Annotated in this window: 22 protein-coding genes and 2 pseudogenes; 18 read left to right on the top strand and 6 right to left on the bottom strand. The window is 64.9% G+C overall.

The features are described 5' to 3' along the window. The first annotated feature begins 58 nt into the window (after window positions 1-58). Window positions 59-1,159: an IS4 family transposase gene (locus P6U29_RS39105; RefSeq protein ID WP_407112594.1), complete on the top strand. Its 1,101-nt coding sequence runs from the start codon at window positions 59-61 to the stop codon at window positions 1,157-1,159. 179 nt (window positions 1,160-1,338) lie between these two features. On the opposite strand, the pseudogene P6U29_RS39100 reads toward P6U29_RS39105, so the two are convergent. Continuing rightward, window positions 1,339-1,602: pseudogene (locus P6U29_RS39100) on the bottom strand (methyltransferase); the annotation flags it as partial. Between the two features lie 26 nt (window positions 1,603-1,628). Beyond that, window positions 1,629-2,087, bottom strand: a complete 459-nt coding sequence (locus P6U29_RS39095) for an Rrf2 family transcriptional regulator (RefSeq protein WP_407115416.1) — start codon at window positions 2,085-2,087, stop codon at window positions 1,629-1,631. Window positions 2,088-2,144: 57 nt separating this feature from the next. Here P6U29_RS39095 and P6U29_RS39090 point away from each other — a divergent pair, with 57 nt between their 5' ends. Then, on the top strand, window positions 2,145-2,459 hold the full coding sequence (locus tag P6U29_RS39090; RefSeq protein ID WP_407115415.1) for a hypothetical protein: 315 nt from the start codon (window positions 2,145-2,147) through the stop codon (window positions 2,457-2,459). Window positions 2,460-2,530: 71 nt separating this feature from the next. Here the strand turns inward: P6U29_RS39090 and P6U29_RS39085 are convergent, their stop codons facing one another. Beyond that, entirely contained in the window at window positions 2,531-2,908 is a 378-nt protein-coding gene (locus P6U29_RS39085; RefSeq protein WP_027575501.1) for a PRC-barrel domain-containing protein, read from the bottom strand. Between the two features lie 74 nt (window positions 2,909-2,982). Here P6U29_RS39085 and P6U29_RS39080 point away from each other — a divergent pair, with 74 nt between their 5' ends. From P6U29_RS39080 to P6U29_RS39055, 6 genes are all read left to right on the top strand, one after another. Next, window positions 2,983-3,147, top strand: coding sequence for a hypothetical protein (locus tag P6U29_RS39080; protein WP_407115414.1), 165 nt, complete (start codon window positions 2,983-2,985; stop codon window positions 3,145-3,147). Window positions 3,148-3,244: 97 nt separating this feature from the next. Then, window positions 3,245-3,955, top strand: coding sequence for an ABC transporter ATP-binding protein (locus P6U29_RS39075; RefSeq protein ID WP_407115413.1), 711 nt, complete (start codon window positions 3,245-3,247; stop codon window positions 3,953-3,955). Further along, window positions 3,952-4,479, top strand: a complete 528-nt coding sequence (locus P6U29_RS39070) for an ATP-binding cassette domain-containing protein (RefSeq protein ID WP_407115412.1) — start codon at window positions 3,952-3,954, stop codon at window positions 4,477-4,479. The genes P6U29_RS39075 and P6U29_RS39070 overlap by 4 nt, the downstream gene beginning before the upstream one ends. Continuing rightward, window positions 4,362-4,979: an oligopeptide/dipeptide ABC transporter ATP-binding protein gene (locus P6U29_RS39065; RefSeq protein WP_407119554.1), complete on the top strand. Its 618-nt coding sequence runs from the start codon at window positions 4,362-4,364 to the stop codon at window positions 4,977-4,979. Before P6U29_RS39070 ends, P6U29_RS39065 begins: the two co-directional genes overlap by 118 nt. A 26-nt stretch (window positions 4,980-5,005) precedes the next feature. After that, window positions 5,006-6,571 (top strand): ABC transporter substrate-binding protein, encoded by a 1,566-nt coding sequence (locus P6U29_RS39060; RefSeq protein ID WP_407115411.1) that lies wholly within the window; start codon window positions 5,006-5,008, stop codon window positions 6,569-6,571. A gap of 196 nt (window positions 6,572-6,767) precedes the next feature. Continuing rightward, a complete protein-coding gene (locus P6U29_RS39055) occupies window positions 6,768-7,010 on the top strand; it encodes a hypothetical protein (protein ID WP_407115410.1) in 243 nt (80 codons plus the stop codon). A gap of 6 nt (window positions 7,011-7,016) precedes the next feature. Here P6U29_RS39055 and P6U29_RS39050 read toward each other — a convergent pair whose 3' ends face one another. After that, on the bottom strand, window positions 7,017-7,697 hold the full coding sequence (locus P6U29_RS39050) for a GntR family transcriptional regulator (protein WP_407115409.1): 681 nt from the start codon (window positions 7,695-7,697) through the stop codon (window positions 7,017-7,019). Window positions 7,698-7,704: 7 nt separating this feature from the next. Next, entirely contained in the window at window positions 7,705-9,117 is a 1,413-nt protein-coding gene (locus P6U29_RS39045) for an FAD-binding oxidoreductase (RefSeq protein ID WP_407115408.1), read from the bottom strand. Window positions 9,118-9,293: 176 nt separating this feature from the next. On the opposite strand from P6U29_RS39045, the gene P6U29_RS39040 reads away from it, so the two are divergent. The 6 genes and pseudogenes from P6U29_RS39040 (at window position 9,294) to P6U29_RS39015 (ending at window position 18,314) form a co-directional block, all read left to right on the top strand. Beyond that, window positions 9,294-10,178, top strand: coding sequence for a dihydrodipicolinate synthase family protein (locus P6U29_RS39040; RefSeq protein ID WP_407115407.1), 885 nt, complete (start codon window positions 9,294-9,296; stop codon window positions 10,176-10,178). A gap of 212 nt (window positions 10,179-10,390) precedes the next feature. Next, a pseudogene (locus P6U29_RS39035) lies at window positions 10,391-12,714 on the top strand (TonB-dependent siderophore receptor). A 2-nt stretch (window positions 12,715-12,716) separates the two neighbouring features. Continuing rightward, window positions 12,717-13,901 (top strand): PepSY-associated TM helix domain-containing protein, encoded by a 1,185-nt coding sequence (locus P6U29_RS39030; protein ID WP_407115406.1) that lies wholly within the window; start codon window positions 12,717-12,719, stop codon window positions 13,899-13,901. A gap of 71 nt (window positions 13,902-13,972) precedes the next feature. Next, a complete protein-coding gene (locus P6U29_RS39025; RefSeq protein WP_407115405.1) occupies window positions 13,973-15,205 on the top strand; it encodes a rhodanese-like domain-containing protein in 1,233 nt (410 codons plus the stop codon). Window positions 15,206-15,330: 125 nt separating this feature from the next. Continuing rightward, window positions 15,331-16,575 carry a phosphoglycerate dehydrogenase gene (gene serA / locus P6U29_RS39020; RefSeq protein ID WP_407115404.1) on the top strand — a complete coding sequence of 415 codons (1,245 nt, stop codon included), beginning with the start codon at window positions 15,331-15,333 and terminating at the stop codon, window positions 16,573-16,575. 77 nt (window positions 16,576-16,652) lie between these two features. Next, window positions 16,653-18,314, top strand: coding sequence for a tannase/feruloyl esterase family alpha/beta hydrolase (locus tag P6U29_RS39015; RefSeq protein WP_407115403.1), 1,662 nt, complete (start codon window positions 16,653-16,655; stop codon window positions 18,312-18,314). Window positions 18,315-18,345: 31 nt separating this feature from the next. Here P6U29_RS39015 and P6U29_RS39010 read toward each other — a convergent pair whose 3' ends face one another. Next, a complete protein-coding gene (locus P6U29_RS39010; RefSeq protein ID WP_407115402.1) occupies window positions 18,346-19,713 on the bottom strand; it encodes an AAA family ATPase in 1,368 nt (455 codons plus the stop codon). A 110-nt stretch (window positions 19,714-19,823) separates the two neighbouring features. Between P6U29_RS39010 and P6U29_RS39005 the strand changes: the two genes are divergently transcribed. The 4 genes from P6U29_RS39005 to P6U29_RS38990 all read left to right on the top strand — a co-directional run bounded on the left by P6U29_RS39005 (window position 19,824) and on the right by P6U29_RS38990 (window position 24,326). Further along, window positions 19,824-20,273 (top strand): MarR family winged helix-turn-helix transcriptional regulator, encoded by a 450-nt coding sequence (locus tag P6U29_RS39005; RefSeq protein WP_407115401.1) that lies wholly within the window; start codon window positions 19,824-19,826, stop codon window positions 20,271-20,273. 14 nt (window positions 20,274-20,287) lie between these two features. Next, window positions 20,288-21,058, top strand: a complete 771-nt coding sequence (locus P6U29_RS39000) for an enoyl-CoA hydratase (protein ID WP_407115400.1) — start codon at window positions 20,288-20,290, stop codon at window positions 21,056-21,058. 122 nt (window positions 21,059-21,180) lie between these two features. Then, a complete protein-coding gene (locus P6U29_RS38995) occupies window positions 21,181-23,262 on the top strand; it encodes a methyl-accepting chemotaxis protein (protein ID WP_407115399.1) in 2,082 nt (693 codons plus the stop codon). Window positions 23,263-23,387: 125 nt separating this feature from the next. Continuing rightward, window positions 23,388-24,326, top strand: a complete 939-nt coding sequence (locus P6U29_RS38990) for a dihydrodipicolinate synthase family protein (protein ID WP_407115398.1) — start codon at window positions 23,388-23,390, stop codon at window positions 24,324-24,326. The last annotated feature ends 49 nt before the right edge of the window (window positions 24,327-24,375 follow it).

Genomic DNA, 24,375 nt, shown 5'->3' with positions numbered 1-24,375 from the left:
CCTCATAGGCGTTAAGTTTATTCTTGAGTGTTGGAATCACACGTGATTCCAAGGCGGGATGGCAGACGAATCGCTTCTGAACGAGGACTGGACGAGAGTGGTTGCGCAGCTCGGCGGGGCTGCGCAGCTTGAAATAAGTGCGCGCCAGACGAAGGCTTTCGTGCGGCGGCGCCAAATTCCAGATGCGGTGTCGTTACTTCGGCTGATGCTGGCCTATTGTCTGGGTGAAAGAGGGTTGAGATCGACAGCCGCATGGGCCGCTTCTGTTGGCCTTGCCGACCTCAGCAGCGTGGCGTTGTTCTATCGCCTGCGTCAATGTGGCGATTGGTTTGCAGTGCTGGTGGAGGGCTTGCTCGCTGCGGCAGCCCCGAAGGCGAGCCGAGGCCGCCTGATCCGCATTATCGATGCGACGACAGTGCCTCAGGCAGGACCGGCTGCGCGCAGGAACAGTGAGCTTTGGCGCGTTCATAGTGCATTCGATCTGCCATATGAGCGCTTTGGTCACTTCGAGCTGACAGATCAGCAAGAGGGCGAAACGTTTGACCGGATACCGGTGGTCAAGAACGAGATCCGCATTGCTGACCGCGCTTATCTGCAACCTGACCGCATCGCCGCTGTCCGCGACGCCGGGGCAGACGTTTTGATCCGAGCGGGCTGGAAGAACGCACGTTGGCTTGATGCCAAAGGCCTTCCGTTCGATCTGATGGCCCAATTGCGTGCGGCGAAGGCGCACGGACTGATCGATCGGAGGATTTGGATCAAACGCAAGGACGGTGCGCCTCTGGCTATGCGTCTGGTCGCAGTCAAGAAGCCCGCCGGTGCAGTCGCGGCTTCGCGTCGTAAAGCCCGGCGCGACGCACAAGACGAAAACCGCGTCATCTCCAAAGAAACTCTGGAAGCCGCGGATTGGGTCATTCTGGTCACGTCGCTCGCACGGGACGAGTTCTCCACCAAGGATGTACTCGCGCTCTATCGACTGCGATGGCGCATCGAACTTGGCTTCAAGCGACTGAAGAGTCTGATTGGTCTCAAGACGCCACCTGGAACCGATCCGCGCTCCGCCAAGCCCTACTTGCTGGCACACCTCTTGATCATCCTGCTGCTCGAGCCGCTTGCCCGCGACTTCGAGGACTCTCCCCGCTGGATGCAGGCCGCCTGACGGCACCCGGCGCTTGGCGTGTTTTGCAACAACTCGTTGCATCCTTGCTACAAGCGATCATTCCACAACCAACCATCCGTTGCTTCCGCCGCAGAAAGCGAGCGCTTGGGCGGCACCTGCGCGAGCCTCCTCGAAAACGTCCGTATCAATCGATGCTCGCGCTACCTTAACGCCTATGGGGTTTGCCTGGCGAGCGCCAGCATTGCCGCGGACGGGTCTACACCGTCGAAGCTCCAGCCCCGCTGCGCTTGCGCAAACGTCTTCAACTCCAGGCCGCCGCCGGCGCCGAGGACGAGGATCCGCGCATCGTCGCGCGCGCGCTCGGCCAGGAGGATCGCCGCCATCGACAGCATCGCATTGTAACCGGGAACGAACCGCGGCGGTCCGTCGGTGTAATTCGCCACGGCTTGCGGATCGGAAAACATGTCTTGAATATTGGCCATGACGTCGTCCTTGCTGAATCGGCTCGTCACGCGTGATGCGCGCGCATGCCTTGATGCTTGCGAGCCCCGAGGCGCTTGCGAAAGTCGTCGCCGAGCATCGCCAGCGTCACCTCGCCGAGGCGCGACAGCAGCAGCGCCTCCGCATCGTGAAAGGCCAGATCGAGCGCGGCATTCACCGCCTGCTCGACTAGGCAACCCGGCGCCTCGGTCCGGTTGCCCATCGCCAGCAGCGCGGGACTGCCGAGCGCGGCGTAGATGTCGCGCAGCGTCACCTTCGAAAGATCGCACGCGAGCGTCCAACCGCCACCATGCCCCTTCTCGGAGCGGACGTAACCAAGCTCGCGCAGGCCCGCCATGACGCGCCGGATCACCACCGGGTTGGTATCCATGGCTTTGGCCAGGGTCTCGGACGTGAACGGCCCCGGCTGCTGCGCCATGTGCAGCAGGACGTGCAGCACGCCGGATAGTCGGGAGTCACGTTTCATGTAACTTTATATGTTACATAACAGGGCGAGTCAATTGCTTGAGCGCTCTCCGCCGCCGTGACCGTCCCCTTCCTGACGGGATCGATCATCACGGCCAATCTGCCGACGGTCTATCAGCGGATCGGGCATGCCGCCCCAGGCCTCATTGCCACAACTTCCGGGAACGACTGCCCCCACGGCGGCAAATTCGTGCTCGTGCTGCACAACTTGTCACAGATGAGCTGCAGCACGGAGATCGGGGATATTCCGAAGGGACGGAAGCTGACCGATATATTCGGTAACGAATTGACGATTCGAAGCCCGGCGCCGACGCCACCGCTATCGAGCTTGATGGCTATGGCTATCGGTGATTTCGCCTCGACTGAGCAATGAACGGCAATGAGGGCCGGCCGATCAATTCAGCCGGCACTCACGATTGGAAGTTTCTGATGCGCCGCCTGGCGTTATAGGCCGCCACGTCCTTCCCAGTAGGTGGGCGTCCCATAATACCGGTGGGTTTGCGTTTCCCAGTCTCGATCCTGCCAGGAATCATCGCTGAACTCAGGCGCGTCCCTCAGCTGTTGCTCGGTGATGTTGGTTCGAAAACCGTTAAGCGACGTATCATATTTCAGAGCGCCCCAAGGAATGGGGTAGTGGCTGTGACCCAAGCCGACAAATCCGCCGAAGCTCATGACGGCATAAGCGACGCGGCCTGACACCTTGTCGATGATGAGGTGATCAATCTCACCGATGTTCTTTCCATCGGCTCCATAAACCTCGGTTCCCTGGATGTCCTCGCTTGAGATGCAGTGATGATCCGGATGGGCTGTTGCGCGGGCCATGACTTACCTCCTCCAATAGGTGATTTTGCCGGCTTAACTCGGCTGCCACGGGGGCGTTCCTGCCTTAGGAGAACATGTCGCAGCTCGACCACCAACCTACCATCGCCGACATCGACCGTCGCAACCTCACCCTGGCCGCCCCCGAGGAGGCAGCCGGCGCGCGCGATGCGTACGGCATCTTCTGGACTCTTCTCCGATGTGAGCCGGCCGAGAATGCCAAGTACGATCCTGGCTCGTAATAGGGCGGAAACAAGCGCCGCGCGAGAGAGGCACGGCGCGTTCAACTGGTTCGCCTCTTCCGGGTCACCGGCAATGGCCCTCGGCGAATTCTCGCGCGTGAATCATCTGGACATGGTCAACGTGCCTTACAAGGAAGCGCTGTTGCGGGTTGGCGAGCAAATCGCCGAGGTGATCGTCGAGCATCGTGGCGTGTCCGAGGCGGATGCGCGGCGGCAGGTGATCGGGCTGCTCGATCTCGTCCGCATTCCCGATGCGCGACGGAGGGCCTTCGAGTATCCGCACCAGCTCTCCGGTGGCATGCGGCAGCGGGTGATGATTGCGATGGCGCTCGCTCTGCGCCCCGCATTGCTGATTGCCGACGAGCCGACCACCGCACTCGACGTCACCATCCAGGCTCAGGTCCTGACCTTGATCGACGATCTGCGTCGCGAGTTCGGCACGTCGGTGCTGCTGATCACGCACGATCTCGGGGTGGTCGCTGAAATGGCCGACCGTGTCGTTGTGCTCTATGCCGGCAGCATCGTCGAGCAGGCCGCTGTCAACGACATTTTCGATGCCGCGGCCCATCCCTATACGCGCGGCCTGCTTGGTGCGATCGGCCAACTCAATAGCGGCACGCGCGGTCGTCTCGCCGAGATCCCTGGTAGCGTGCCGAGCCCGGCTTCGCTCGGCACCGGCTGCGCCTTTCGCCAGCGCTGCTGCGAGGCAATGCCGGTGTGTCAGTCCGAGCTGCCGTTGCTATCGGGCGCGAGCGAGCACCTGACGGCATGTTGGCTGGGCAGGGCCGGCGCGGAGCGGCCCGCATGAGTGCTGTCCTCGAAGTCTCCGGTCTGACCCGGATCTTCACCTCACGGAAGGGGCCGTTCGGCCTGTTTGGCCGGCGCGAACTTCGCGCGGTCGACGACGTCAGCTTCGCCGTCGCGCGCGGACGCACCTTCTGCCTCGTTGGCGAAAGCGGCTGCGGCAAAACCACGATCGGCCGCATGATCGTGCGCCTGTTGCAGCCGACGGCCGGCTCCGTCCGCATCAATGGCGAGGATTTTGGCAGTCTCTCCGGCGAGACGCTGCGGAAGAAGCGCCGGCAGGTGCAGATGGTGTTCCAGGATCCCTACGCCTGCCTCAACTCGCGCATGACGGCGGCGGAGATCGTCGAAGAGCCGTTGCTGAATTTTGGCATCGGCGACGCCAATCGCGACGGCGTAAGGTCGCGCGGCTGTTCGATCAGGTCGGCCTGCCCCAACATTTTCGCTCACGCCTGCCGCATCATCTGTCGGGCGGGCAGCGGCAGCGCCTCGGCATCGCGCGGGCGCTCGCCGCAGATCCTGCGCTGATCGTCGCAGACGAGGCGGTCGCCGCGCTCGACGTGTCGATCCGCTCTCAAATCCTGAACCTCCTGAAGGAGGTGCAGCGGGAGATCGGAATCTCCTATCTCTTCATCTCGCATGATCTCGCCGTGGTGCGTTATCTCGCGGACGACGTGGCGGTGATGTATCTCGGCGCCATCGTCGAGCAGGGGCCGGCGCAGGCCGTGTTCGCTGCACCGGCGCATACCTATACGCGCGCGTTGATCAATTCGGTTCCCGCGATCCACCCGCGCAACCGGCGCCGCCGCGCGGCTCTCGAAGGCGAGGTGCCGAGCGCCGCTTCGCTGCCGTCCGGATGCCGCTTCCAGACGCGATGTCCGTTCGCGACGGACATTTGCGCGAAAGAAGCGCCGGTGATGACCGAGATCGCGCCCGGCCATGCCGTCGCCTGTCACCACGCACAGTCGCTGCCGCGCTGCGATGCTTCGCGTCCGGGCTGGGCCGTAGCCGCCGATGCAGTCAACTAGAAACGGTCAACGGGAGGAGTAGCAAAATGAATTGGCCGAACAGAACATTTGCCGTGATGATCGCGGCAAGTTTGCTAGGTGCAATATCGCCTGCGGCTGCGGAGACGGTGCTCAAGATCCGCCCCTTCGGCGACCTCAAGCAGATCGATCCCGTGATCACGTCCGACTATATGGTTCGCAATCACGGCTATATGGTCTACGATACGCTGTTCTCGCTGGATGAGAAGCTCGTCGCGCAGCCGCAGATGCTGGAATCCTTTGCGGTCAGCGGCGATCAACTCACCTATACCTTCACGCTGCGCGGCGGCCTGACCTTCAGCAACGGCCAGCCGGTCACCGCGGAGGATGCGGTCGTATCGCTGAAGCGCTGGTGGCAGCGCGATGGCCTTGGCCAACAGCTTGCCTCCGTCGGCGACAGCCTGACGGTCAAGGACGAAAAATCCTTCGAACTGAAGCTCAAGCGCCCGTGGGGGCTGGTGATCGAGGCTCTCTCCAAGCCAAGCTCCAACGTGCCCTTCATCATGCCGAAGGCGATCGCGGCGACGCCGGTGGATACCGCCATCACGGATGCGACCGGCTCCGGTCCCTTCATCATGAAGAAGGACGAATGGGTGCCGGGCTCCAAGGTCGTCTATGTCAAGAACCCGTCCTACAAACCACGCTCGGAGCCGGCGAGCGGGCTCGCCGGCGGCAAGCTCGCCAAGGTCGACCGCGTCGAATGGCATTACATTCCGGACGCGCAGACCGCGCTGAATGCGCTGCAGGCTGGTGAGATCGACATTTTTGAGGAGGTGCCGCCGGATTTCCTGCCGACACTTGCCGGCAACTCCGACATCAAGACCATGCCTCAGGACACGCTCGGCATGCAAATGGTGTTCCGCATGAACACGACGGTCCCGCCGTTCAACAATCCAAAGGTCCGGCAGGCGATCAGCTACATGATCGACCAGGAGAAATTCGCGCGAGCCTATGTCAGCGATCCCAAGCTCTACAAGAACTGCCCGAGCTTTTATATGTGCTCGTCGCCCTATTTCACCGCCGCCGGCTGGACCAAGCCTGATATCGAAAAAGCCAAGAAGCTGATCGCCGAGAGTGGTTATGACGGCACGCCGGTTGTGGTGCTGCACGCGACCGAAAGCGGGCCGACCAATACGTTCAGCCTCGTCGCCGAGCAGCTGATGCGGCAGATCGGTCTCAAGATCGAGCCGCAGGCGATGGACTGGGGCACGCTGGTCGGACGCCGCGCGTCCAGGGAAACCGTCGACAAGGGCGGCTGGTCGCTGTTCATGTCGGGACCGACAGGTGCCGACATGTTCGAGCCGGTCGGCCACCTTGGGCTGCGCGCAAATTGTGACAAGGCGTGGTTTGGCTGGCCTTGCGACGAGCAGATCGAGAAGTTGCGCAATGAATTCGCGTTTGCGACAGATCCCGAGCAGAAAAGGAAGATCGCAGCCGACCTCCAGCTCCGCGCTGTCGACTATGTGCCGTATTGGCCGGCTGCACAGCTTTACCTGGTGCGGGCCGTGCGCGGCAATGTCGACGGCATCGTGAAAGGCGCCGTCCCAGTCTACTGGAATATCACCAAGAAATAGTGCGATCGGGCCAGGCGGCGCAATCTGCGATCGCCTGGCAGCCTACCATCAGCCGCCCCCGAGTTGTGGAGAGCTCGCGGGCATCGCCCGACGCGGTGAGACGAGAGTTCCATCCGTGTGACGGACTGACTGTCGGCAGCAGGAACCAACTGCTCGCAGAGACATTCTGATTGAGGGTTCGACACGAGCCCGGCTTGTGCGTGCCTTCACGATCGTGGCGCTCGTGCTTGCAACGAGATTCGCCGGGGCGCCAGTCTCGGCCGATGGGGGAACCGTGGGTACGGTCATAGAGAACTTGCTGATGCGGAAGCAGAGGCTCGTTGAGGAACTCGAGAAGGCGCAAGCCGTCGAGGACCGCGACAGGATCGAGCATCAACTCGAACAGATCAACACCGCGCTGGATTTCCTGGACAGGCCGGGACCGAAGGATGGGACGTAGTGGCGCTTAGCCGACCTTCAGCGCCTCTACTTTCAGCGCCTTGGCATAGACCACGCCCGAATTGGTGATGTGCGTCGTCATCAGGTCTTCGAAGGCGGCGAATTCGCCGCGTGCGAACAAATCGAGCAGCTTGCGATGCTCGTCGAAGGACGTGCGGGTGCGCACGTCGATCGGTGAGGTCAAATTGGTGCGGAGCGCGGCGACGCGGCCAGAGACGAGCTGATAGGATTCGGCGAGATAGCGGTTGCCGCAATGGGCGAACAGCGCCTCGTGGAAGGCGGCATCGGCGCGGCCATAGGCGATGTTGTCCTTCGCCGTGACCGCGGGCTCCATCGCCGCGATCGCTGCGCTCATCGCCGCAATCGTACCGTCGCGGTCGTGGCGGAAGGCGAGCTCGGCCGCCTTGGGCTCCAGCGCGATGCGGAAGGTGCAGAGCGCATTGATGTCCTCGGCGCTCGGCGTGAACACGAAGCTGCCGACCTGCGGCCGGATCACGACGAGGCCTTGCGCCTGCAACTGTCCCATCGCCTCGCGCACCGGCGTGCGGCTGACGCCGAAGGAAGTCGCCACCATCTCCTCGGAGATGGCGGCACCCAGCGCGAACTCGCCGTCGATGATGGCCTGGCGCAGGCGCTGCATCACGCGCAGCGCCAGCGATTTCGGCGGATCGAGCTTGAGCGATCGCATGGTGCTCTCAGATCACCTTGCCGGGATTGAGCAGGTGATCGGGATCGAGCGCGGCCTTCAGGGTGCGCATCAGCGCGATCTCGGCCTCGCTCCTGGCATGGCCCAGCCATTGCTTCTTCAGCGTGCCGATGCCGTGCTCGGCGGAGACGCTGCCGCCCATCTCGCGCACCAGACCGTAGATGATCGCATCCATCTCCCCCTTGGGCTGCTGCGCGACGGAGAGGCCGGTGACCCAGGAGATGAGATGCAGGTTGCCATCGCCAATATGGCCGTAATAGACGCTCTCGCAGCCCTTGATGCCGTCCGCGAGCGCGGCCTTGCAGCGCGTGACGAACTCGTCCATTCGCGCCACCGCAAGACCGATGTCGTAGGAGATGTGCGGGCCCAGCACCTGGCCGAACTCGGCGCAGATGTCGCGCACGCGCCAGAAGGCTTGCGTCTGCGCCAGCGATTGCGCGACAGCGGCGTCGGCGAGCAGCCCGCCCTCCATCAGTTCTTCGAGCCAGCTCTGGAAGCGCGGCGCATCAATGCTCTCGTCGGTGCCCTGCGCTTCCACCAGCACGTAAAGGCCGTGACCTGCTGCGACCGGCGGCTTCACGCCGGCGCGCAGCGTGATCACGTCCCAATAGTCCGGCCACATCACCTCGAACGCCGACAGCAGCGGGCCAAGCCCGCTGCGCGCGGCATCCAGCAGCGCGATCACCGCAGCATAATCCTTCAGCGCACAGAGCGCCGCCATGGTCGAGCGCGGCTTCGGAAACAGCTTGAGCACCACGCGGGTGATGATGCCGAGCGTGCCTTCCGAGCCGATGAAGAGATGCTTCAAATCGTAGCCGGCGTTGTTCTTCATCAGCTTGTTGAGGCTGGTGATGATGGTGCCGTCAGGCAGCACCACTTCCAGGCCAAGCACCAGCTCGCGCGTCATGCCGTAGCGGATCACGCGGTTGCCGCCGGCATTGGTCGAGAGATTGCCACCGATCGCACAGGAGCCGCGCGAGCCGAGATCAAGCGGAAAGAAGAGGCCGGCCTCGTCCGCAGCCTTTTGGATCGTCTCCAGCGGCGTGCCTGCCTTCACCGTCATCGTCGCGGAGGCGCGATCGATCTCCTCGATGCCGGTCATGCGCTCCAGCGAGATCGCGACCCAGCCCGCTTCGGGCGAAGCGCCACGGCATAGCCCGGTCAATCCGCCCTGCGGCACGAACGGCAATCGCGCCTGCCGGCAGGTCGCGATCGCATCGGCGACGCCTTGCGCATCGAGCGGCCGGATCACAGCAAGTGGGGTTTGCGGCAGGCTCGCGCTCCAGTCGTTGCGATTGCGCGCCGGCACCTCGCTGCCGGTCAGTACCGCAGCCGCGCCGAGCCTGTCGCGCAACGCGCCGAACACTTGGTCGGGGCCTTCAATGGGGGTCACCATGTCCATGCGAGACCTCCTCTGGTTTCGGCTGCGCCTCATGCGCGCCGGACGGTGGAAAGGGTTTGCGCCCATCTTGTATGTAAGGTACAAGACCCAAAGTAAAGCAAAAACGGCCTCGGTAAGCGCGGAAGATCGTTTGGAGATCAGCGGCTTAGTTCGGGCCGGCAGCAAAGGGCGGTGTAATGACGGAGGCAATTCGCGGGTTCTGGGTGGCGTCGGCGACGCCGCTGGCGGCCGATGGCAGTGTGGATCACGCCCGGCTCGCCGGCCATGCCAAGCACCTCTTCAGCAAGGGCGTCGACGGCGTCGTCCTGTTCGGCACCACCGGTGAAGGCACCTCATTCAACGCCAGCGAACGCGTCGCAACCATCGAAGCGATGCTCAAGGCCGGCATCGCGCCGGAGCGCATCGGAATCGGCGGCGGCTTTCCTGCCATCACCGACAGCATCGCGCTGACGCGCGCCGTGCTTGGCCTCGGCCTGCGTCACGTGCTGCTGCTGCCGCCCTATTTCGACCGCAACGTCACGCCTGAAGGCATTGAGGATGCCTTTGCCGCGATCATCGATGGTGTCGCCGACGACCGGCTGCGCGCCTCGCTCTATCACATCCCGCAGGTCTCGGGCGTCGCGATCCCGACGACAGTCGTAGCAAGCCTGCGCCAGCGCTACGGCAAGATTGTCGCCGGCTTGAAAGACTCCAGCGGCGATTTCAAGCAGTTCCAGGCGTTCCGCAATGCCGCGCCCGAGCTCGCCATCACCGTCGGCAACGAAGCCGACATCACCCGCGCGATCGCGGCGGGCGGCGCCGGCACCATTTGCGGCATGGCCAATGTCGTGCCCGAGCTGGTCAGGGGCATGCTCGACGGCAAGGATGTCGAGGCGCGCATGCAGGCTGCGATCGACGTCGTGGTGAAGACGCCGTCTCTGGTCGCGACGTTGAAGGCGATCCTCGCGGCGCAGAGCGGCGATACTGGCTGGTTGCGCGTGCGCCCGCCGCTCCGCGCGTTGTCCGACGGCACTGCTTTCAAGCGGAAGCTCGACGCGTTGATCGCCCCTGCGCTCGCGTGAACCTGCACAAGATCGCGACGCGCGGCAGCGAATTCGCGTGCTGCGTGCCGCGCGCGCCATGACAGCAATTGGAGATTGCCATTCGGCGCCGGTCCGTTCTTAGAACGATTCAACACTAGAGCGATTCAAGTCCGGTTGCGGTTCTCTTCACGCATGGCGGCTGTTAGACGCGCGAGCTTCAATGCCGTGTCTGACCTGGAAGTGAATCGAACGTGCGTGCTCATCTGGATGGCCAATGCGCCAGCGGCCATCATCATGCCGGCAAGAGCCGTGCCGGTCTTCTCATTGGAGCGGCGGTGCTGCTCGCCGAATGTCCCCCCAACACGACAGGCGCGCAGGCGCAATCGGCCTTGCCGCCGGTGACGGTGGAGGCACCGGCGCAGCGGCCGAAGCCGGCGCACGCATCGGACCAGTCTTCCCGCCGCACGCAAACCGCCGCGCGCCAGCGTAATCGCAATACGGCACCCGCAGCGCCGACGCTCTCGGAGCGTGCCGCCGCGGAAGCCGCCGCACAGCAAGCCGCAAAGCTCGGCTACGGCGCGATGCCGAGCGCGACCACGCTGCGCAGTGGCGCCTCGCCGCTCGACACCTCGCAGGCCGTCAACGTCGTGCCCGAGCAGGTGCTGAAGGATCAGCTGCCGCGCAACATCGACGACGCGCTCGGCAATGTCTCAGGCATCACCCAGACCAACACGCTCGCCGGCACCCAGGACGCAGTGATCCGCCGCGGCTTTGGCGACAATCGCGACGGCTCGATCATGCGCAACGGCATGCCGCTGGTGCAGGGCCGCAGTCTCAATCCCGCAGTCGAGAGCGTCGAAGTGCTGAAGGGGCCTGCCTCTCTGCTCTACGGCATCATGGACCCCGGCGGCATCGTCAACACCATCAGCAAGCGCCCCGAGCTCTATCAGCATGGCTCGGTTACTCTTCTCGGTTCCGCCTTCAGTGCCTCCAAGACCGGCGCCGACGGCCTGCTCGACGTCACCGGCCCGATCGGCGACCACGGGCTTGCCTATCGCTTCATCGGCTATGGCGTCAGCGAGGATTACTGGCGCAATTTCGGCCGCCATCGCGAGATGCTGGTGGCGCCGTCGCTCGCCTGGTACGGTCAGGACACCACGGTCCAGCTCAACTACGAACACCGCGAGTTCATCACTCCGTTCGACCGCGGCACGGCCTTCGTCAATGGCGCGCCGCTGGCGATCCCGGCGACGCGCCGGCTCGACGAGCCCTACAACAACATGTGGGGGACATCCGACCTGATCCAGACGTCGGTCGAGCATCGCCTCAATCAGGACTGGAAGCTGTTTGCCGGCTACAGCTACAATACCGAGACCTTCAGCGCCAACCAGCTCCGCATCACCGGCGTCAACGCGAAGACCGGCGTTGAAACGCGCAGCAATGACGGCACGCAGGGTTCGCTGAGCAATTCGAGCTACGGGACCTCCTACATCTCGGGCGGGTTCTGGCTCGGCGACATGCGCAACGAGGTGCTGTTCGGCGGCGACGGCCAGTATCGCACGATCTACCGCGACAACCTGATCCGGCAGGCGGCCCCGTCCTTCAATGTCTACAACCCGGTCTACGGTCTGAGCGGGCCGGGCACGACGGTTTCGAATAGCGACAGCGCCCAGACCGACAAGCTCGGCCAGTGGTCGTTGTTCTTCCAGGACACGCTGCATCTGACCGAGCGGTTCGCGCTGGTCGGCGGCGTACGCTACATGGATTATGATCAGCTCGCCGGGCGCGGAAAGCCGTTCAAAACCAACACCAACGTTTCGGCGGATGCGGTGCTTCCGCTCGGCGGCGCGATCTTCAAGCTCACCGACCAGATCTCGCTTTACGCGAGCTACACCCAGTCGCTGAAGCCGAACTCGACCATTGCTCCGTTGAGCAATGGCGGCGGCGTCGTGCTCGGATCGAACATCGCGCCCGAAGAGGGCACGCAGTACGAGACTGGACTCAAGTTCGATCTCAACAAGCGCCTCTCAGGTACGCTCGCGGTTTATGACATCGAGAAGCAGAACGTGCTGGTCAGCCAGCTCAACACAGCAACCGGTCTCAACGTGTACACCGCGGCGGGCAAGGTCCGCTCGCGCGGCGTCGAGCTCGACGTCACCGGCCGGCTCTCCGACAATTGGAGCATGATCGGAAGCTATGGTTACACCGATGCGCGTGTGACCGCGGATCCGACCTAGCCGGCAAGCAGTTGCAGAACGTTGCGATGAACACCGCTTCGCTCTATCTGGTCTACGATTTTGGCACGGCGCTTCCCGGCCAGCTCAGGCTCGGCGGCGGTGCGCGCTATGTCGGCGACCGGCCTGGCGATGCGTTGAACACGTTCGTGCTGCCGTCCTATGTCGTCGCGGATATCTTCGCCACCTATGAGACGAAGCACCAGGCACTGCCGGTCATCTATCAGCTCAACGTCAAGAACCTCTTCGACACCGTCTACTATGCCTCCGCTCAGAACAATCTCGGTGTCGCCATCGGCGACGCGCGACGGGTGTCTCTGTCGGCAACGGTGAAGTTCTAGCGATGGCCGCGCGGCTGGGGCAAACGATCAAGTCTGTCCTGCTTCAGGTTCATTCCATCGTGGGCCTGGTGCTCGCGCTGCTGCTCGCTTTGATCGCGCTGACCGGCGCGATCATGAGTTTCGAGGACGAGATCGTCGATCATCTCAACGCCGACATCATGCGCGTCGCACCGCGCGAGATGCCGGCGCTGATGCCGGACGAGTTGGTCGCCCGGCTGAAGGCGGCGCAAGACGTCGGCAAGGTCTCGGCCGTCACGCTGTCGAGCGATCCGGCGGCGGCGGTCCACATCCGCTTGGCGCGCGACGAGCAGGGCGCGCGGCCGACATCGCTCTATGTCGATCCCTACGACGCGCGCGTGCTGGGGTCGCCGCGGGGCGAAGCGTTCTTCGCGACCGTGCGCAGGCTGCATCGCTGGCTGCTGATCCCCGGTGATGGCAAGGGCTGGGGACGCCCGATCACCGGCACCGTCGCGCTCGGTCTGATCCTGATGCTGATTTCGGGCCTCGTGCTGCGCTGGCCGCGTCGGGCCGGCAGCGTCAAGATGTGGCTGAAGCCAAATCTCGCCCTCAGCGGCCGCGGACTGCACCGCTCGCTGCACACGGTGATCGGCACCTGGGTGCTTCCGGTTTATCTGGTGATGACGCTCACCGGGCTGTGGTTCTCGTTCGAATGGTACAGGGATGGAGTCGCCTGGCTGTTGTCGCGCCCGCAGGTCGCTGCTGCGAAGATGCCGCCAAAGCCGCCGCGGGCGGCCGACCGTTCCGAGCCCGCGCAGCCGCTCGGATTCGACCAGGCATGGACGACGTTCCGGCGCGAGGAGGGGGACCGCTTCTCCAGGGCCTTGCTGACGCTGCCGGCCGCCCCAGGCACGGTGATGCGGATCCGGTCGTGGGGGAAGGATCGCACGCTCGAGGCCACGCGTGACGAATTTCGCATCGATGCGGCTGGCGGGCAGCTGGTCTCCGCCGAGCGCTATGACGGCAAGACGTTCGGTGAGAAGATCATCGCGGCGATCTACGACATCCATCGCGGCGCGATCCTGGGCTGGCCGGGCAAGCTCGTCTTCATGATTGCCGCGGTCTCGATGCCGCTGTTCTCGGTCACGGGAATCCTGCTCTATCTGTCGCGCCGCAAGCTGCGGCGCCCGGCGCAGCCGCCGCTCAGGCAACTCATTCCCGGCGAGTGAGTCGAGAAGGCTAGCCAAGGCGCTTTCAATCGTTCAAAAGCCCATGGCCTGTCCTTCCTAGGGTCCACGCCATGAAGCTTCCGACCGTCACTCCCGCCGATATCCGCCGCGCACTGCTCCTGCGCGAAGAGATCGCGCTGCTCGATCTCAGATACGAGGCGGCCTTCGCGACCGGCCATCCGCTGTTCGCCGCCAACATGGCCGCCGACCGGATTGCGGTCGAGGCCGAGGTCAGGCTGCCGCGCAAGGCTGTGCCGATCGTGCTCTATGATGACGGGGAGGGGCTGGTCGGGACCGGAGCCGAGCGTCTGGCTGCGCTCGGCTACACCAATATCAGCGCACTCGACGGCGGGCTGACGGCCTGGCGCGCTGCGGGCTTTGAGCTGTTCGAGGACGTCAATTCCTACTCGAAGGCGTTCGGCGAACTGGTGGAGTCGCGCCGCCACACGCCCTCGCTGAGCGCCGATGAAGTGGCAAAGCTGATCGCCGACAAGGCCAACATTGCCATCCTCGACGTCCGCCGCTTCGACGAATATGCGACCATGAACATCCCGGGCTCGGTCAGCGTGCCCGGCGCGGAGCTGGTGCTGCGGGCAGGACGAGCCGCGCCAGATCCCGAGACGACGATCATCGTCAACTGCGCCGGCCGCACCCGCTCGATCATCGGCACTCAGTCGCTGATCAATGCCGGCGTGCCCAACAGGGTCCGCGCGCTGCGCAACGGCACCATCGGCTGGACGCTGGCGCATCATGCGCTCGATCATGGCGCTGACAGGCGCGGCGCAATCGGCCCATTCGAGGGCGGTCCGGCCAATGCCCGCGATGTCGCCTATCGCGCCGGTGTTCGCCATATCGGAGCGATCGAGATGTCGGCGCTTGCCGCGCAGACCCATCGTACGCTGTATCGCTTCGACGTGCGCGATGCCGAGGAATATGCGGCCGGCCATCTCCCCGGCTTCCGCCATTATCCCGGCGGCCAGCTCGTCCAGGAAACCGACATGGCGGCACCCGTGCGCGGTGCGCGCATCCTCCTCACCGACGACAGATGCGTCCGCGCCGACATGACGGCATCCTGGCTGGCGCAGATGGGCTGGGAGGTCTATGTGCTCGAGGGCGGCTATAATGGAGCGCTCGAGGTCGGCCCGCCGAAAATCTTGCCGAAGCCGGATCCGGCGCACCGCTACCGCCGTCCTTATGAAGGCACTGATGTGGCCGAAGCTGCGATGCAGGCCTATCTCGACTGGGAATACGGCCTCGTCGAGCAGCTCCGCCGCGACGGCACGCACGGGTTCTACGTGATTTGACGGAGCTGGTGGGATGCCAAGCCCGCCCATCGCCTCGCCATCTTCTTCCCCGATCCGAGCCCTATTGTGCTGCGCATCGCCCGCGGTCTATGAGCTGCGGCAAAGCTGCGACTTACGGAGATTCCATGTCAGCCCCAGGCCAAAGCCCTGAGCGAAGCGCCAAGGCGCTGTTGCTCGAAGGCGTCAATGACAGTGCCGTGGACCTGTTCAGGAGCGCGGGTTTCACCAATGTCGAGCGGCTGACCAAGGCGCTGGACGGCGAGGACCTGCGGCGCGCGCTCAAGGGCGTGTCGCTGCTCGGCATCCGCTCGCGCACCCAGATCACCGATGAGATGCTCGGGGCGGCCGACCAGCTTCTCTCGGTCGGCTGCTTCAGCGTCGGCACCAACCAGGTCGACTTATTGGCCGCGCGCAAGCGCGGTATTCCGGTCTTCAACGCGCCGTTCTCCAACACGCGCAGCGTCGCCGAACTCGTGATCGGCGAGATCGTGATGCTGCTGCGGCGGATCTTTCCGCGCTCGGTGTCGGCCCATGCGGGGGGCTGGGACAAGTCGGCGACCGGCAGCCGCGAGGTGCGCGGCCGCACGCTCGGCATTGTCGGCTACGGCAATATCGGCTCGCAGCTCTCGACCTTGGCCGAAGCCATGGGCATGCGCGTGATCTATTTCGACCGCACCGACAAGCTCCGTCACGGCAACACCGAGCCGGTCGAGAGGCTGGAGGAGCTGCTGGCGCAGAGCGACATCGTCAGCCTGCACGTGCCGGAGACGCCGGAGACTGCGGGCATGATCGGCGAGAAGGAGCTGCGGGCGATGAAGCCGGGCTCGTTCCTGATCAACAACAGCCGCGGCACCGTGGTCGATCTCGACGCGCTCGCGCGCGCCTTGCGCGACGGCCATCTTGCCGGGGCGGCCATCGACGTGTTTCCGGTCGAGCCTTCGTCGAACGCCGAGCGCTTCAACAGCCCGGTGCAGGGCCTCGAGAACGTCATCCTCACGCCGCATATCGGCGGCTCGACCGAAGAGGCGCAGGAGCGGATCGGCGGCGAGGTGGCGCGCAAGCTGGTCGACTATTTCATCACCGGCTCGACCATGGGCGCGGTGAACTTCCCCGAAGTGCAGTTGCATCTTCGCCCCTCCGGCGCGCGCTTCAGCCATGTCCATCGCAACGTGCCGGGCATGCTGCGGCGGCTGAACGAGGTCTTCCTCCAGCGCGACATCAACATCGCCGCGCAATATCTGGAGACCGCCGGCGACCTCGGCTATGTCGTGCTCGACGCCGATCTCGGTGGTCAGGATTCCGGCGAGCTGCTCCAGCAGATCCGCGCCCTCGACGGCACCGTCGGCGCGCGGCTGGTGTTCGAGCACTAGAGGCTTGTTGACGGCCCTCAGGAGGTCGCATTCAATGCGGTCTCCTGACAGATCGAACAAACAGCTGGGGGGAAACGATGACTCTGACAAAGGCGAAGCTGTGCGCATGGCTCGTGGGGACGGCAGCTGCGCTGGGCGCGAACGCCGCGCTCGCCGCGACCCTGGCGGAGGATGCGGAGACCGTCTGCAAGGGGCTCGTTGGCGGCACTGAGGCCGTGAAGATCGATTCCGCAACGTTGCAGGCACCCTCGCAACTCGCCGTCGCCGAACGTGGGCCGACCCCGTCCGGGCGCATCACACCGGCCAATCCGCGCTTCTGCAAGGTGCTCGGCCATATCGACCCCGTTGATCCCAAGGCGCCGCCGATCAAATTCCAGGTCAACCTGCCGATCGAATGGAACGGCCGCTCGCTGCAATATGGCGGCGGCGGCTTCAACGGTGTGCTGATCACGGGGCTTGCGCTGCCGCCGGCCTATCCCTTCGACAAGCCGTCGCCGCTCGCGCGCGGCTTCGTCACCTACGGCACCGACTCCGGGCACGAGACCAAGCAAGGCGAGCCGCCGCAGGTCTTCGCTCTGAATGACGAGGCGTTCGAGAATTTCGCCCATCGCGCCTACAAGAAGGTGCGCGATGCTGCCGTCGCGCTGATGCAGCGCGCCTACGGCAGGAAGCCGGAGAAGATGTACTTCATGGGCTCGTCCGAAGGCGGCCGCGAAGGCCTCACCATGGCGCAGCGTTATCCCGACGATTTCGACGGCATCTTCGCCCGCGTGCCCGTGATCAACTGGGTCGGCCTGCAGCATGCCGGCACGCGCTCGGGCCTCGTCACCATGGGCGAGGGCTGGATCAACCCGGCGCAAGTCAAGCTCGTCGGCGAGGCCGTGCGCGCGGCTTGCGACAAGTCCGATGGCTCCGACGATGCGCTGGTGCAGGATCCCGTCGCCTGCAAGGCCGCCTTCAAGGTCGAGACGCTGCGCTGCGCGGCCGGGCAGAGCGGCGACCAATGTCTCACCGATGCGCAGATCAAGGCGATGAACACGCTGCATGCCACCTACAAATTCCCCTTCGCGCTCGCCAATGGTCTCGACGATTATCCGGGTTGGGGCGTCTCCGGCGAGGACATTCCCGCGGTCGGGCCGACCGGCGGCTGGGTCTCTTGGTGGCTCGGCACCGCGCCGCCGGCGCAGCCGCCAGCGCCGAACAACGGCATCGCCTGGATCTACGGCGCCGGCGGCATCCAATATGTGTTCGCCCGCGACCCCAAACTTGATGTGACCACCTACAAGCCTGAAGAGCACAAGGCGCGGCTGCTCGAGGTCTCCAGCCTGATGGATTCGACCGATCCCGACCTCAGCCGTTTCCGCGCGCGCGGTGGGCGGCTGATCATGCTCGAGCACATGGCCGACTATGCGCAGAGCCCCTATGCCGGCATCCGCTATTTCGAAAGCGTCGAGCGCAAGATGGGCAAGACAGAGACGGCCGAGTTCGCCCGCCTCTACACAGCGCCCGGTGTCGACCACGTCGGCTCCGGCGCGCCGGCCAACGTCGACATGCTGAGCGTGCTGGTCGATTGGGTCGAGAAGGGCAAGGCGCCCGGCAATCTCGAAGTCAGCGAGCAGAAGGTCGAGGCACCGTCATTCGTGACACAGCGTGCGCTGCCATTGTGCCGCTGGCCGGCCTGGCCGCACTACAAGAGCGGCCCGGTGACGGAGGCGTCGAGCTTTACCTGCGCGCCGTGAGGCGCGACAGGCCAATGGATGATAGCGAACGTCATTCCGCTGCCATGGCCTGCGCCGCGCCGAGCAGACGCGCATTGAGCCGACCGCCGGAGAACAGCATGTCGTCGAGAGCTTCGTCGATATCGGCCGAGACGATTGACTTGCCGCCGTCGCGCGCCAAGCTCGCTTGCGCCAGCCGCCGCATTAGTTCCTTGATGAAGGCGCAACTCGTCCCCTCGCTGCGACGGGCAGCCTCGATGACGATCGCGTCGTCGAGCGGCAATCCCTTGCCATAGAGGCGCACCAGCTTGCTGCGGCCACTCTCGTCGGGGAGTGGCACTTCGATGGCCTGGTCGATGCGGCCGGGGCGACCGGCAAGCGCGGCTTCGAGGTCCTGCGGCCGATTGGTGGTGAGAACGAAAAGGATGTCGGCATCCTGCTTCAGTCCGTCCATCTCGTTGAGCAGTCTGTTGAGCATGGATTCTTCGCACGGCCCCATGTTGCGGCGGTCGCGCGCGATCAGGTCGACGTCCTCAATCACCACCATCGCGGGCTGCAGCAACCGTGCCAGGCTCATATAGGCGCTGAGAAGGCCCATCTGCTCGGCCGTGATAATCAGGGTCGTGTGTCCAGCCAGATGCGTTGCGAGATAGCGGATCGTATGGGTCTTGCCTGTGCCGGGCGGTCCATAGAGCAGGATGCCCTTGCGCGTCGACAGCCCGAGCCGCCGCAACTGCTCGCGGGTGCCGACGAACGTCAGCACGTTGCGATCGAGCAGCCGCAGAGTCCGTTCCGGCAGGATCACCTCCTCGCGTCCGACGGTCGGCAGCCGGTGCACATTGATGCCGCGAGACTGGCCGCGGTAGTCGGAGGACGCCTCGAGCGACAGGATTTTGCCGCGATAGGTGCGCGCGGCCTGCACGGCGTCTTCGAGCTCTCCGAAGCAACGCTGCACCACGGCCGCCCCCGCGCTTCCGGCGGACACCATGATTTCGATCCGGATGCCGGACTCGCGACCGGCTTCGCGGTTGGAGCACAGCAGGACCGCATGGCGCAAGCCGTCCTGCTCGCAGAGCCACAAACCGTTATCAAGGCACCGGGACGGACTGCTCTCGCCGACATCGACGTCGGAATATTGCAGCGGTGCGATCGCCACGGCGCTTCGATCGTCGCGGAGCAGGCGCGCAAACGACAGCGTGTCATAGCGTTCCTCGGCAAGCCCGAACAAGTCGACGTGCGCTCCCAGCAGCCTGTCGAGCGCGGCCTGGACGTCCACCCGCATGTGGCCGGGAAACTGCCGGGTGGTGGTCACCAGCTTGCTGAGCGGAATGCCTTCGAAGTACGCGTCCAGAACTTCGAACGCATAGGCGAGCTCACCTTCCGTTGCTTGCTCTGTCGCTTGCTCCTGCCTCTGCTCCACGGGGTGCCCCTTTTTTGCAACTGAAACGAGTACAGAACAAATAAGGAACATGAGAGCGAGAGTACGTCAAGCGCTTTGACAAGGAAATCGGCAAGCGCTATTTACTTCGCATGCGAAATAAGGACGCCGGCGCGAGGCACCATCGGCTGATCTACCTGCTGAGCGTCGCGCACCGCCGGTTGCAGCGCTGGATGGCAGCGCAGCCCGAGAGCGAGGTGACGCCGGCGCAAGCGGGGTTGCTGTTCATCCTCGGCAAGCAGGATGGTGTGCTGATGGGCGAGGCGGGCGCGGCGCTCGATCTTGGCCCTGCCGGCATCTCCGGCCTGGTCGACCGCACGGCGGCGGCCAAGCTGATCGAGCGGCGGGCCGACCCCGCGGACGGGCGCGCCTTTCGCATCTGGCTGACGCCGAAGGGGCGCACCGCGCTGGCGCAGGCGAAGGCCAGTGCGGCCGAGGTCAATGCGGCGCTGACGGAAGGATTTACAGCTGCGGAGATCGACGTCGTCGCGCGCTGGCTGATGAGCATTCAGGACAAGTTTCCAAGAAGTTCAGACGAATAACACGGAGCAGACGAATGACCGAATACGTCCGGATCGAGAACAACGGTGGAATTCTGAACCTGACATTGGCGCGTCCCGACAAGAAGAACGCGCTGACCGATGCGATGTACGGAAAGCTGGCGGACGCCATCGAATCCGCCGAGTTCGATCCGTCCGCTCGCGTGATCCTGATCCGCGGCGAGGGCGACATGTTCACTGCCGGCAACGACGTCGGCGAGTTCGCCGCCGTCGCGGCGGGTAAGTCGGAAGGCAGCCGCAACGTCGTGCGCTTCATCCAGTCGCTGGCGCGCTGCACCCGGCCGCTGGTCGCGGCCGTGCAGGGCCGTGCCGTCGGCATCGGCACCACGATGCTGCTGCATTGCGATCTCGTCCTGCTCGCCGACGACGCGCAATTATCGACGCCGTTCGTCAGCCTCGCGCTGGTGCCGGAGGCCGCCTCCAGCCTGCTGATGCCGGCGCGCATCGGCTACGCCCGCGCCTACGAGATGTTCGCGCTCGGTGAGACCGTAGCGGCCAAATCGGCGCTGGAATGGGGCCTCGCCAACCGCGTGGTGCCGCTGGACAAGCTCGAAGCCGAGGCACTGGCCCTCGCGCAGCGTCTCGCCCGCCAGCCGGCCGGTGCCCTCATCGCGACCAAGCGGCTGATGCGCAACGGCGAGGCGCTGGTCGCGCAGATGCAGGCCGAGGGCGAGCAGTTCGCGCAGCGCCTGCGTACCGCCGAGGCGCGCGAGGCGTTCACCGCCTTCGCCGAGCGTCGCCCGCCGGATTTCACGAAGATGGCGTGACGTCTCCCATTCCGTCACTGCATCAGATCGGGAGTTGTCCTCAATTCGATTAAAACCTTAACGGAACATTGGCATGTGCCGGTGCAAGGTGGCGTGCTTTGACGCATAGGCGTTCCGCTCCCATGGCAATGTTTAAGAAATCGGTAAGCACGCTTCTCCTGGTCTTGATGGCTCTGCTGGCGGCTGGCGCGCTCACCAGCACGGCGATCCAGATGGCCGGAGCATTCGGCCGCTATAGCGACAGTCTCGAGACGGCCCGGCTTGCCGCCGCCGACAAGGCGATCTTCCATGGCGTGGTCGCGCTGCGCAGCAATCGCGGCGACGCCCAGAGCGCGTTGCTCGGCGAGGACGATCCACGCGCCAAGCTCGATGCCGCCGATAGGGCCGAACAGGCCGGCTATGACGCGATTGTCGCTGCGCTCGCGACGGTCGAATTCGCCCGGCGCGACGAGCTCGCCAGCACGCTGAAGCAGCGCTGGAGCGAGGCTGCACCGAAATTCCAACTGTTCTACGACGAGGCTAAGCAGCCGCGCGCCGAGCGCAAGCTGGAGCGTACCAGCATCTGGTACGATTCCGTCACCAAGGTGATCGATACCGCCAATCTGGCCTCCACCGCGGTGTCGAACCGCGCCTGGATGGAGGATCCGTTCATCGCCCGCATGATTCAGGTCCGTCGGCTCGCCTGGCAGGTACGCGACCGCTACGGCATCCAGTGCTCGACGCTGCGGTCGAACGTCAACACCAGCAAGCCGCTCGACGAAAACCAGAAGCAGACAGTGGCCGGCTGGAACGGAACCGTCGCCGCCGGCTGGACCGGCATGGACGAACTGCTGGCCGCGCCCGACGTGACCGCAGATCTGGTCAACGCGGCCAAGGAAGCGCGGGCAAAGACCGACGGCGCGCTCAAGAAGATGGGAGAGCTCACCAGGAATTTCGACGGCAGCGGCAAACCCGGGATGCCCGCTGCGGAGTGGAACGCGCTGTGCCAGTCGCCCTTCGCATCCATCGTCGCGATCGCCAACAAAGCGCTCGACTTGTCGATCGCGCGCGCCGAGATCGTGCAGGCGAAGGCCCTAACCAATCTCATCGTGCAGTCCTTCGCGTTCCTGCTCGCGTTGGCCGTGACCCTGGCCGGTGTGTTCGTGGTGCGCAATCGCCTCATGCGGCCGGTGCGCGCCATCCTCGACGCGATCGCGCGCATCGGCGCACGCGACTATGCAACACCGGTTCCGCAATCCCGGCATCCCGACGAGTTCGGCACCATGGCTGCTGCGCTCGAGAGCTTGCGCGAGAGCGCGGCGACCGCGGAACGGCTGGGCCAGGAACGCGCATCGCAGCAGGCGCTTCAGCTCGCCCGCTCCGGCACCGTCGATGCGGCCTGCCGCAGCTTCGACGATACCGTGCAGGCGGTCATCCAGAGCGTCGTGGCCTCGACGCGGGAGCTCGACGCCACCGCGACCGGCGTACGCTCGCTGGTTCTGGAATCGAGCAGCCAGACCGCCGCGGTCTCCTCCGCGGCCGAGCAAGCCACCAACAATCTCGAAACCATCGCGGCCGCGACCGAGGAGCTATCCGCCTCCGTCGGCGAGATCTCCGCACAGGTGCAGTCGAGCGCGCGCGAGGCCCGCGAGGCCGTAGCACAGGCCGAGCAGACCAATGCGACCGTCGAGATCCTCGATCAGACCGCGAGCCGGATCGGCGAGGTCGTGAAGATGATCAACGCCATCGCAAGCCAGACCAACCTGCTTGCCCTGAACGCCACCATCGAGGCCGCGCGTGCGGGCGAGGCCGGCCGCGGCTTCGCCGTGGTCGCCGGCGAGGTCAAGAGCCTCGCCGCGCAGACGGCCACAGCGACGGAAGAGATCTCGCGCCAGGTCGAGGAAATTCAGGGGGCCACAGGCCAGGCCGTGGCCGCGATCCGCTCCATCGGCGGCGCCATCAGCGGCATCGACGAGAAGATGACGGCGATTGCCGCCGCCGTCGAGCAGCAGCGCGCGGCCACCACCGAGATCTCGCGCAATTTCCAGCAGGCAGCCCAAGGCACCCGCGAGGTCACCGACACCATCGGAAGCGTCGCCAGGCTCAACCAGGAGACCGGCAACGCCGGCACGGTGCTGTCGGAGTCGGTTAAGAAGATGTCGGCCGATGCTGATCGTCTCCGCGTCGCGGTCGAAGGCTTCTTGGGAGCCGTGAAGACCGCATAATCTCGTCGTCTCTTCATCAGATGTCGCGCGGGGCATTGCCGCCGGTCCGCGCGACAGGTAGATGTGTCAGCCACGCCGCGCGAGCGCGGCGACAAACGTAAGACGCATCAGGGATGGAGAGTTCGATGCCGGTCACCCCACACAAGGCCCAGCGCCCCTATCGCGGCGTGTTCCCGGTCGCGCCCACCATTTTCGACGAGCGCGGCGAGCTCGACCTCGAGGGCCAGCGCCGCTGCATCGACTTCATGATCGATGCCGGCTCACACGGTCTCTGCATCCTCGCCAACTTCTCCGAGCAGTTCGTGCTCACCGATGCCGAGCGCGAGACCGTGATGCATACGGTGCTGGAACATGTCGCTGGCCGGGTTCCCGTGATCGTGACCACCACCCATTTCAGCTCGGCCGTCTGCGCCGCGCGCAGCAAGCAGGCCGAAGCGGCGGGGGCCGCCATGGTGATGGTGATGCCGCCCTACCACGGCGCGACCTTCCGCGTGCCGGAGAAGGGCATCGTCGAGTTCTTCAAGGTGCTCTCGGGCGCGATCGACATTCCCATCATGATTCAGGATGCGCCGGTGGCGGGCACGCCGCTGTCGGTCGAGCTGCTGGCGCGGCTGTCGCGCGAATTCTCCAACATCCGCTATTTCAAGATCGAGGTGCCGGGCGCGGCCTCGAAGCTCCGCAGCCTGATCGAGGCCGGCGGCAAGGACATCGAAGGTCCCTGGGACGGCGAGGAGGCGATCACGCTGCTGGCCGATCTCGACGCCGGCGCCACCGGCGCCATGACCGGCGGCGGCTATCCCGACGGCATCCGACAGATCATCGATCCCTATTTCGCCGGCGATCGCGAGAAGGCGAAGGCCGCCTATGAACGCTGGCTGCCGCTGATCAACTACGAAAACCGCCAATGTGGCCTGATCGCCTGCAAGGTCATGATGCAGGCCGGTGGCGTGATCAGGTCGGAGACGGTGCGGCATCCGCTCCAGCCGCTGCACCCGGCAACGCGCGCCGGCCTGCTGGAGCTCGCCAAGGAACGCGACGCGCTGGCGCTGCGGTGGGGCAGGTAGGTCCCTCCATCGTCATCGCGAGCGAAGCGAAGCAATCCAGGAATGTGTC

This window comes from Bradyrhizobium sp. LMG 9283 (assembly GCF_045571415.1).
Classification (GTDB): domain Bacteria; phylum Pseudomonadota; class Alphaproteobacteria; order Rhizobiales; family Xanthobacteraceae; genus Bradyrhizobium.
This window is presented reverse-complemented; position numbering and strand designations above follow the sequence as displayed.

Bases quoted from the DNA above. Each gene is read 5' to 3' on its own strand.
- P6U29_RS39105 (WP_407112594.1), top strand. From the start codon at position 59: ATGGCAGACGAATCGCTTCTGAACGAGGACTGGACGAGAGTGGTTGCG.
- P6U29_RS39095 (WP_407115416.1), bottom strand. From the start codon at position 2,087: ATGAAACGTGACTCCCGACTATCCGGCGTGCTGCACGTCCTGCTGCAC.
- P6U29_RS39085 (WP_027575501.1), bottom strand. From the start codon at position 2,908: ATGGCCCGCGCAACAGCCCATCCGGATCATCACTGCATCTCAAGCGAG.
- P6U29_RS39080 (WP_407115414.1), top strand. From the start codon at position 2,983: ATGTCGCAGCTCGACCACCAACCTACCATCGCCGACATCGACCGTCGC.
- P6U29_RS39070 (WP_407115412.1), top strand. From the start codon at position 3,952: ATGAGTGCTGTCCTCGAAGTCTCCGGTCTGACCCGGATCTTCACCTCA.
- P6U29_RS39060 (WP_407115411.1), top strand. From the start codon at position 5,006: ATGAATTGGCCGAACAGAACATTTGCCGTGATGATCGCGGCAAGTTTG.
- P6U29_RS39050 (WP_407115409.1), bottom strand. From the start codon at position 7,697: ATGCGATCGCTCAAGCTCGATCCGCCGAAATCGCTGGCGCTGCGCGTG.
- P6U29_RS39045 (WP_407115408.1), bottom strand. From the start codon at position 9,117: ATGGACATGGTGACCCCCATTGAAGGCCCCGACCAAGTGTTCGGCGCG.
- P6U29_RS39040 (WP_407115407.1), top strand. From the start codon at position 9,294: ATGACGGAGGCAATTCGCGGGTTCTGGGTGGCGTCGGCGACGCCGCTG.
- P6U29_RS39030 (WP_407115406.1), top strand. From the start codon at position 12,717: ATGGCCGCGCGGCTGGGGCAAACGATCAAGTCTGTCCTGCTTCAGGTT.
- P6U29_RS39025 (WP_407115405.1), top strand. From the start codon at position 13,973: ATGAAGCTTCCGACCGTCACTCCCGCCGATATCCGCCGCGCACTGCTC.
- serA (WP_407115404.1), top strand. From the start codon at position 15,331: ATGTCAGCCCCAGGCCAAAGCCCTGAGCGAAGCGCCAAGGCGCTGTTG.
- P6U29_RS39015 (WP_407115403.1), top strand. From the start codon at position 16,653: ATGACTCTGACAAAGGCGAAGCTGTGCGCATGGCTCGTGGGGACGGCA.
- P6U29_RS39005 (WP_407115401.1), top strand. From the start codon at position 19,824: ATGCGAAATAAGGACGCCGGCGCGAGGCACCATCGGCTGATCTACCTG.
- P6U29_RS39000 (WP_407115400.1), top strand. From the start codon at position 20,288: ATGACCGAATACGTCCGGATCGAGAACAACGGTGGAATTCTGAACCTG.
- P6U29_RS38995 (WP_407115399.1), top strand. From the start codon at position 21,181: ATGGCAATGTTTAAGAAATCGGTAAGCACGCTTCTCCTGGTCTTGATG.
- P6U29_RS38990 (WP_407115398.1), top strand. From the start codon at position 23,388: ATGCCGGTCACCCCACACAAGGCCCAGCGCCCCTATCGCGGCGTGTTC.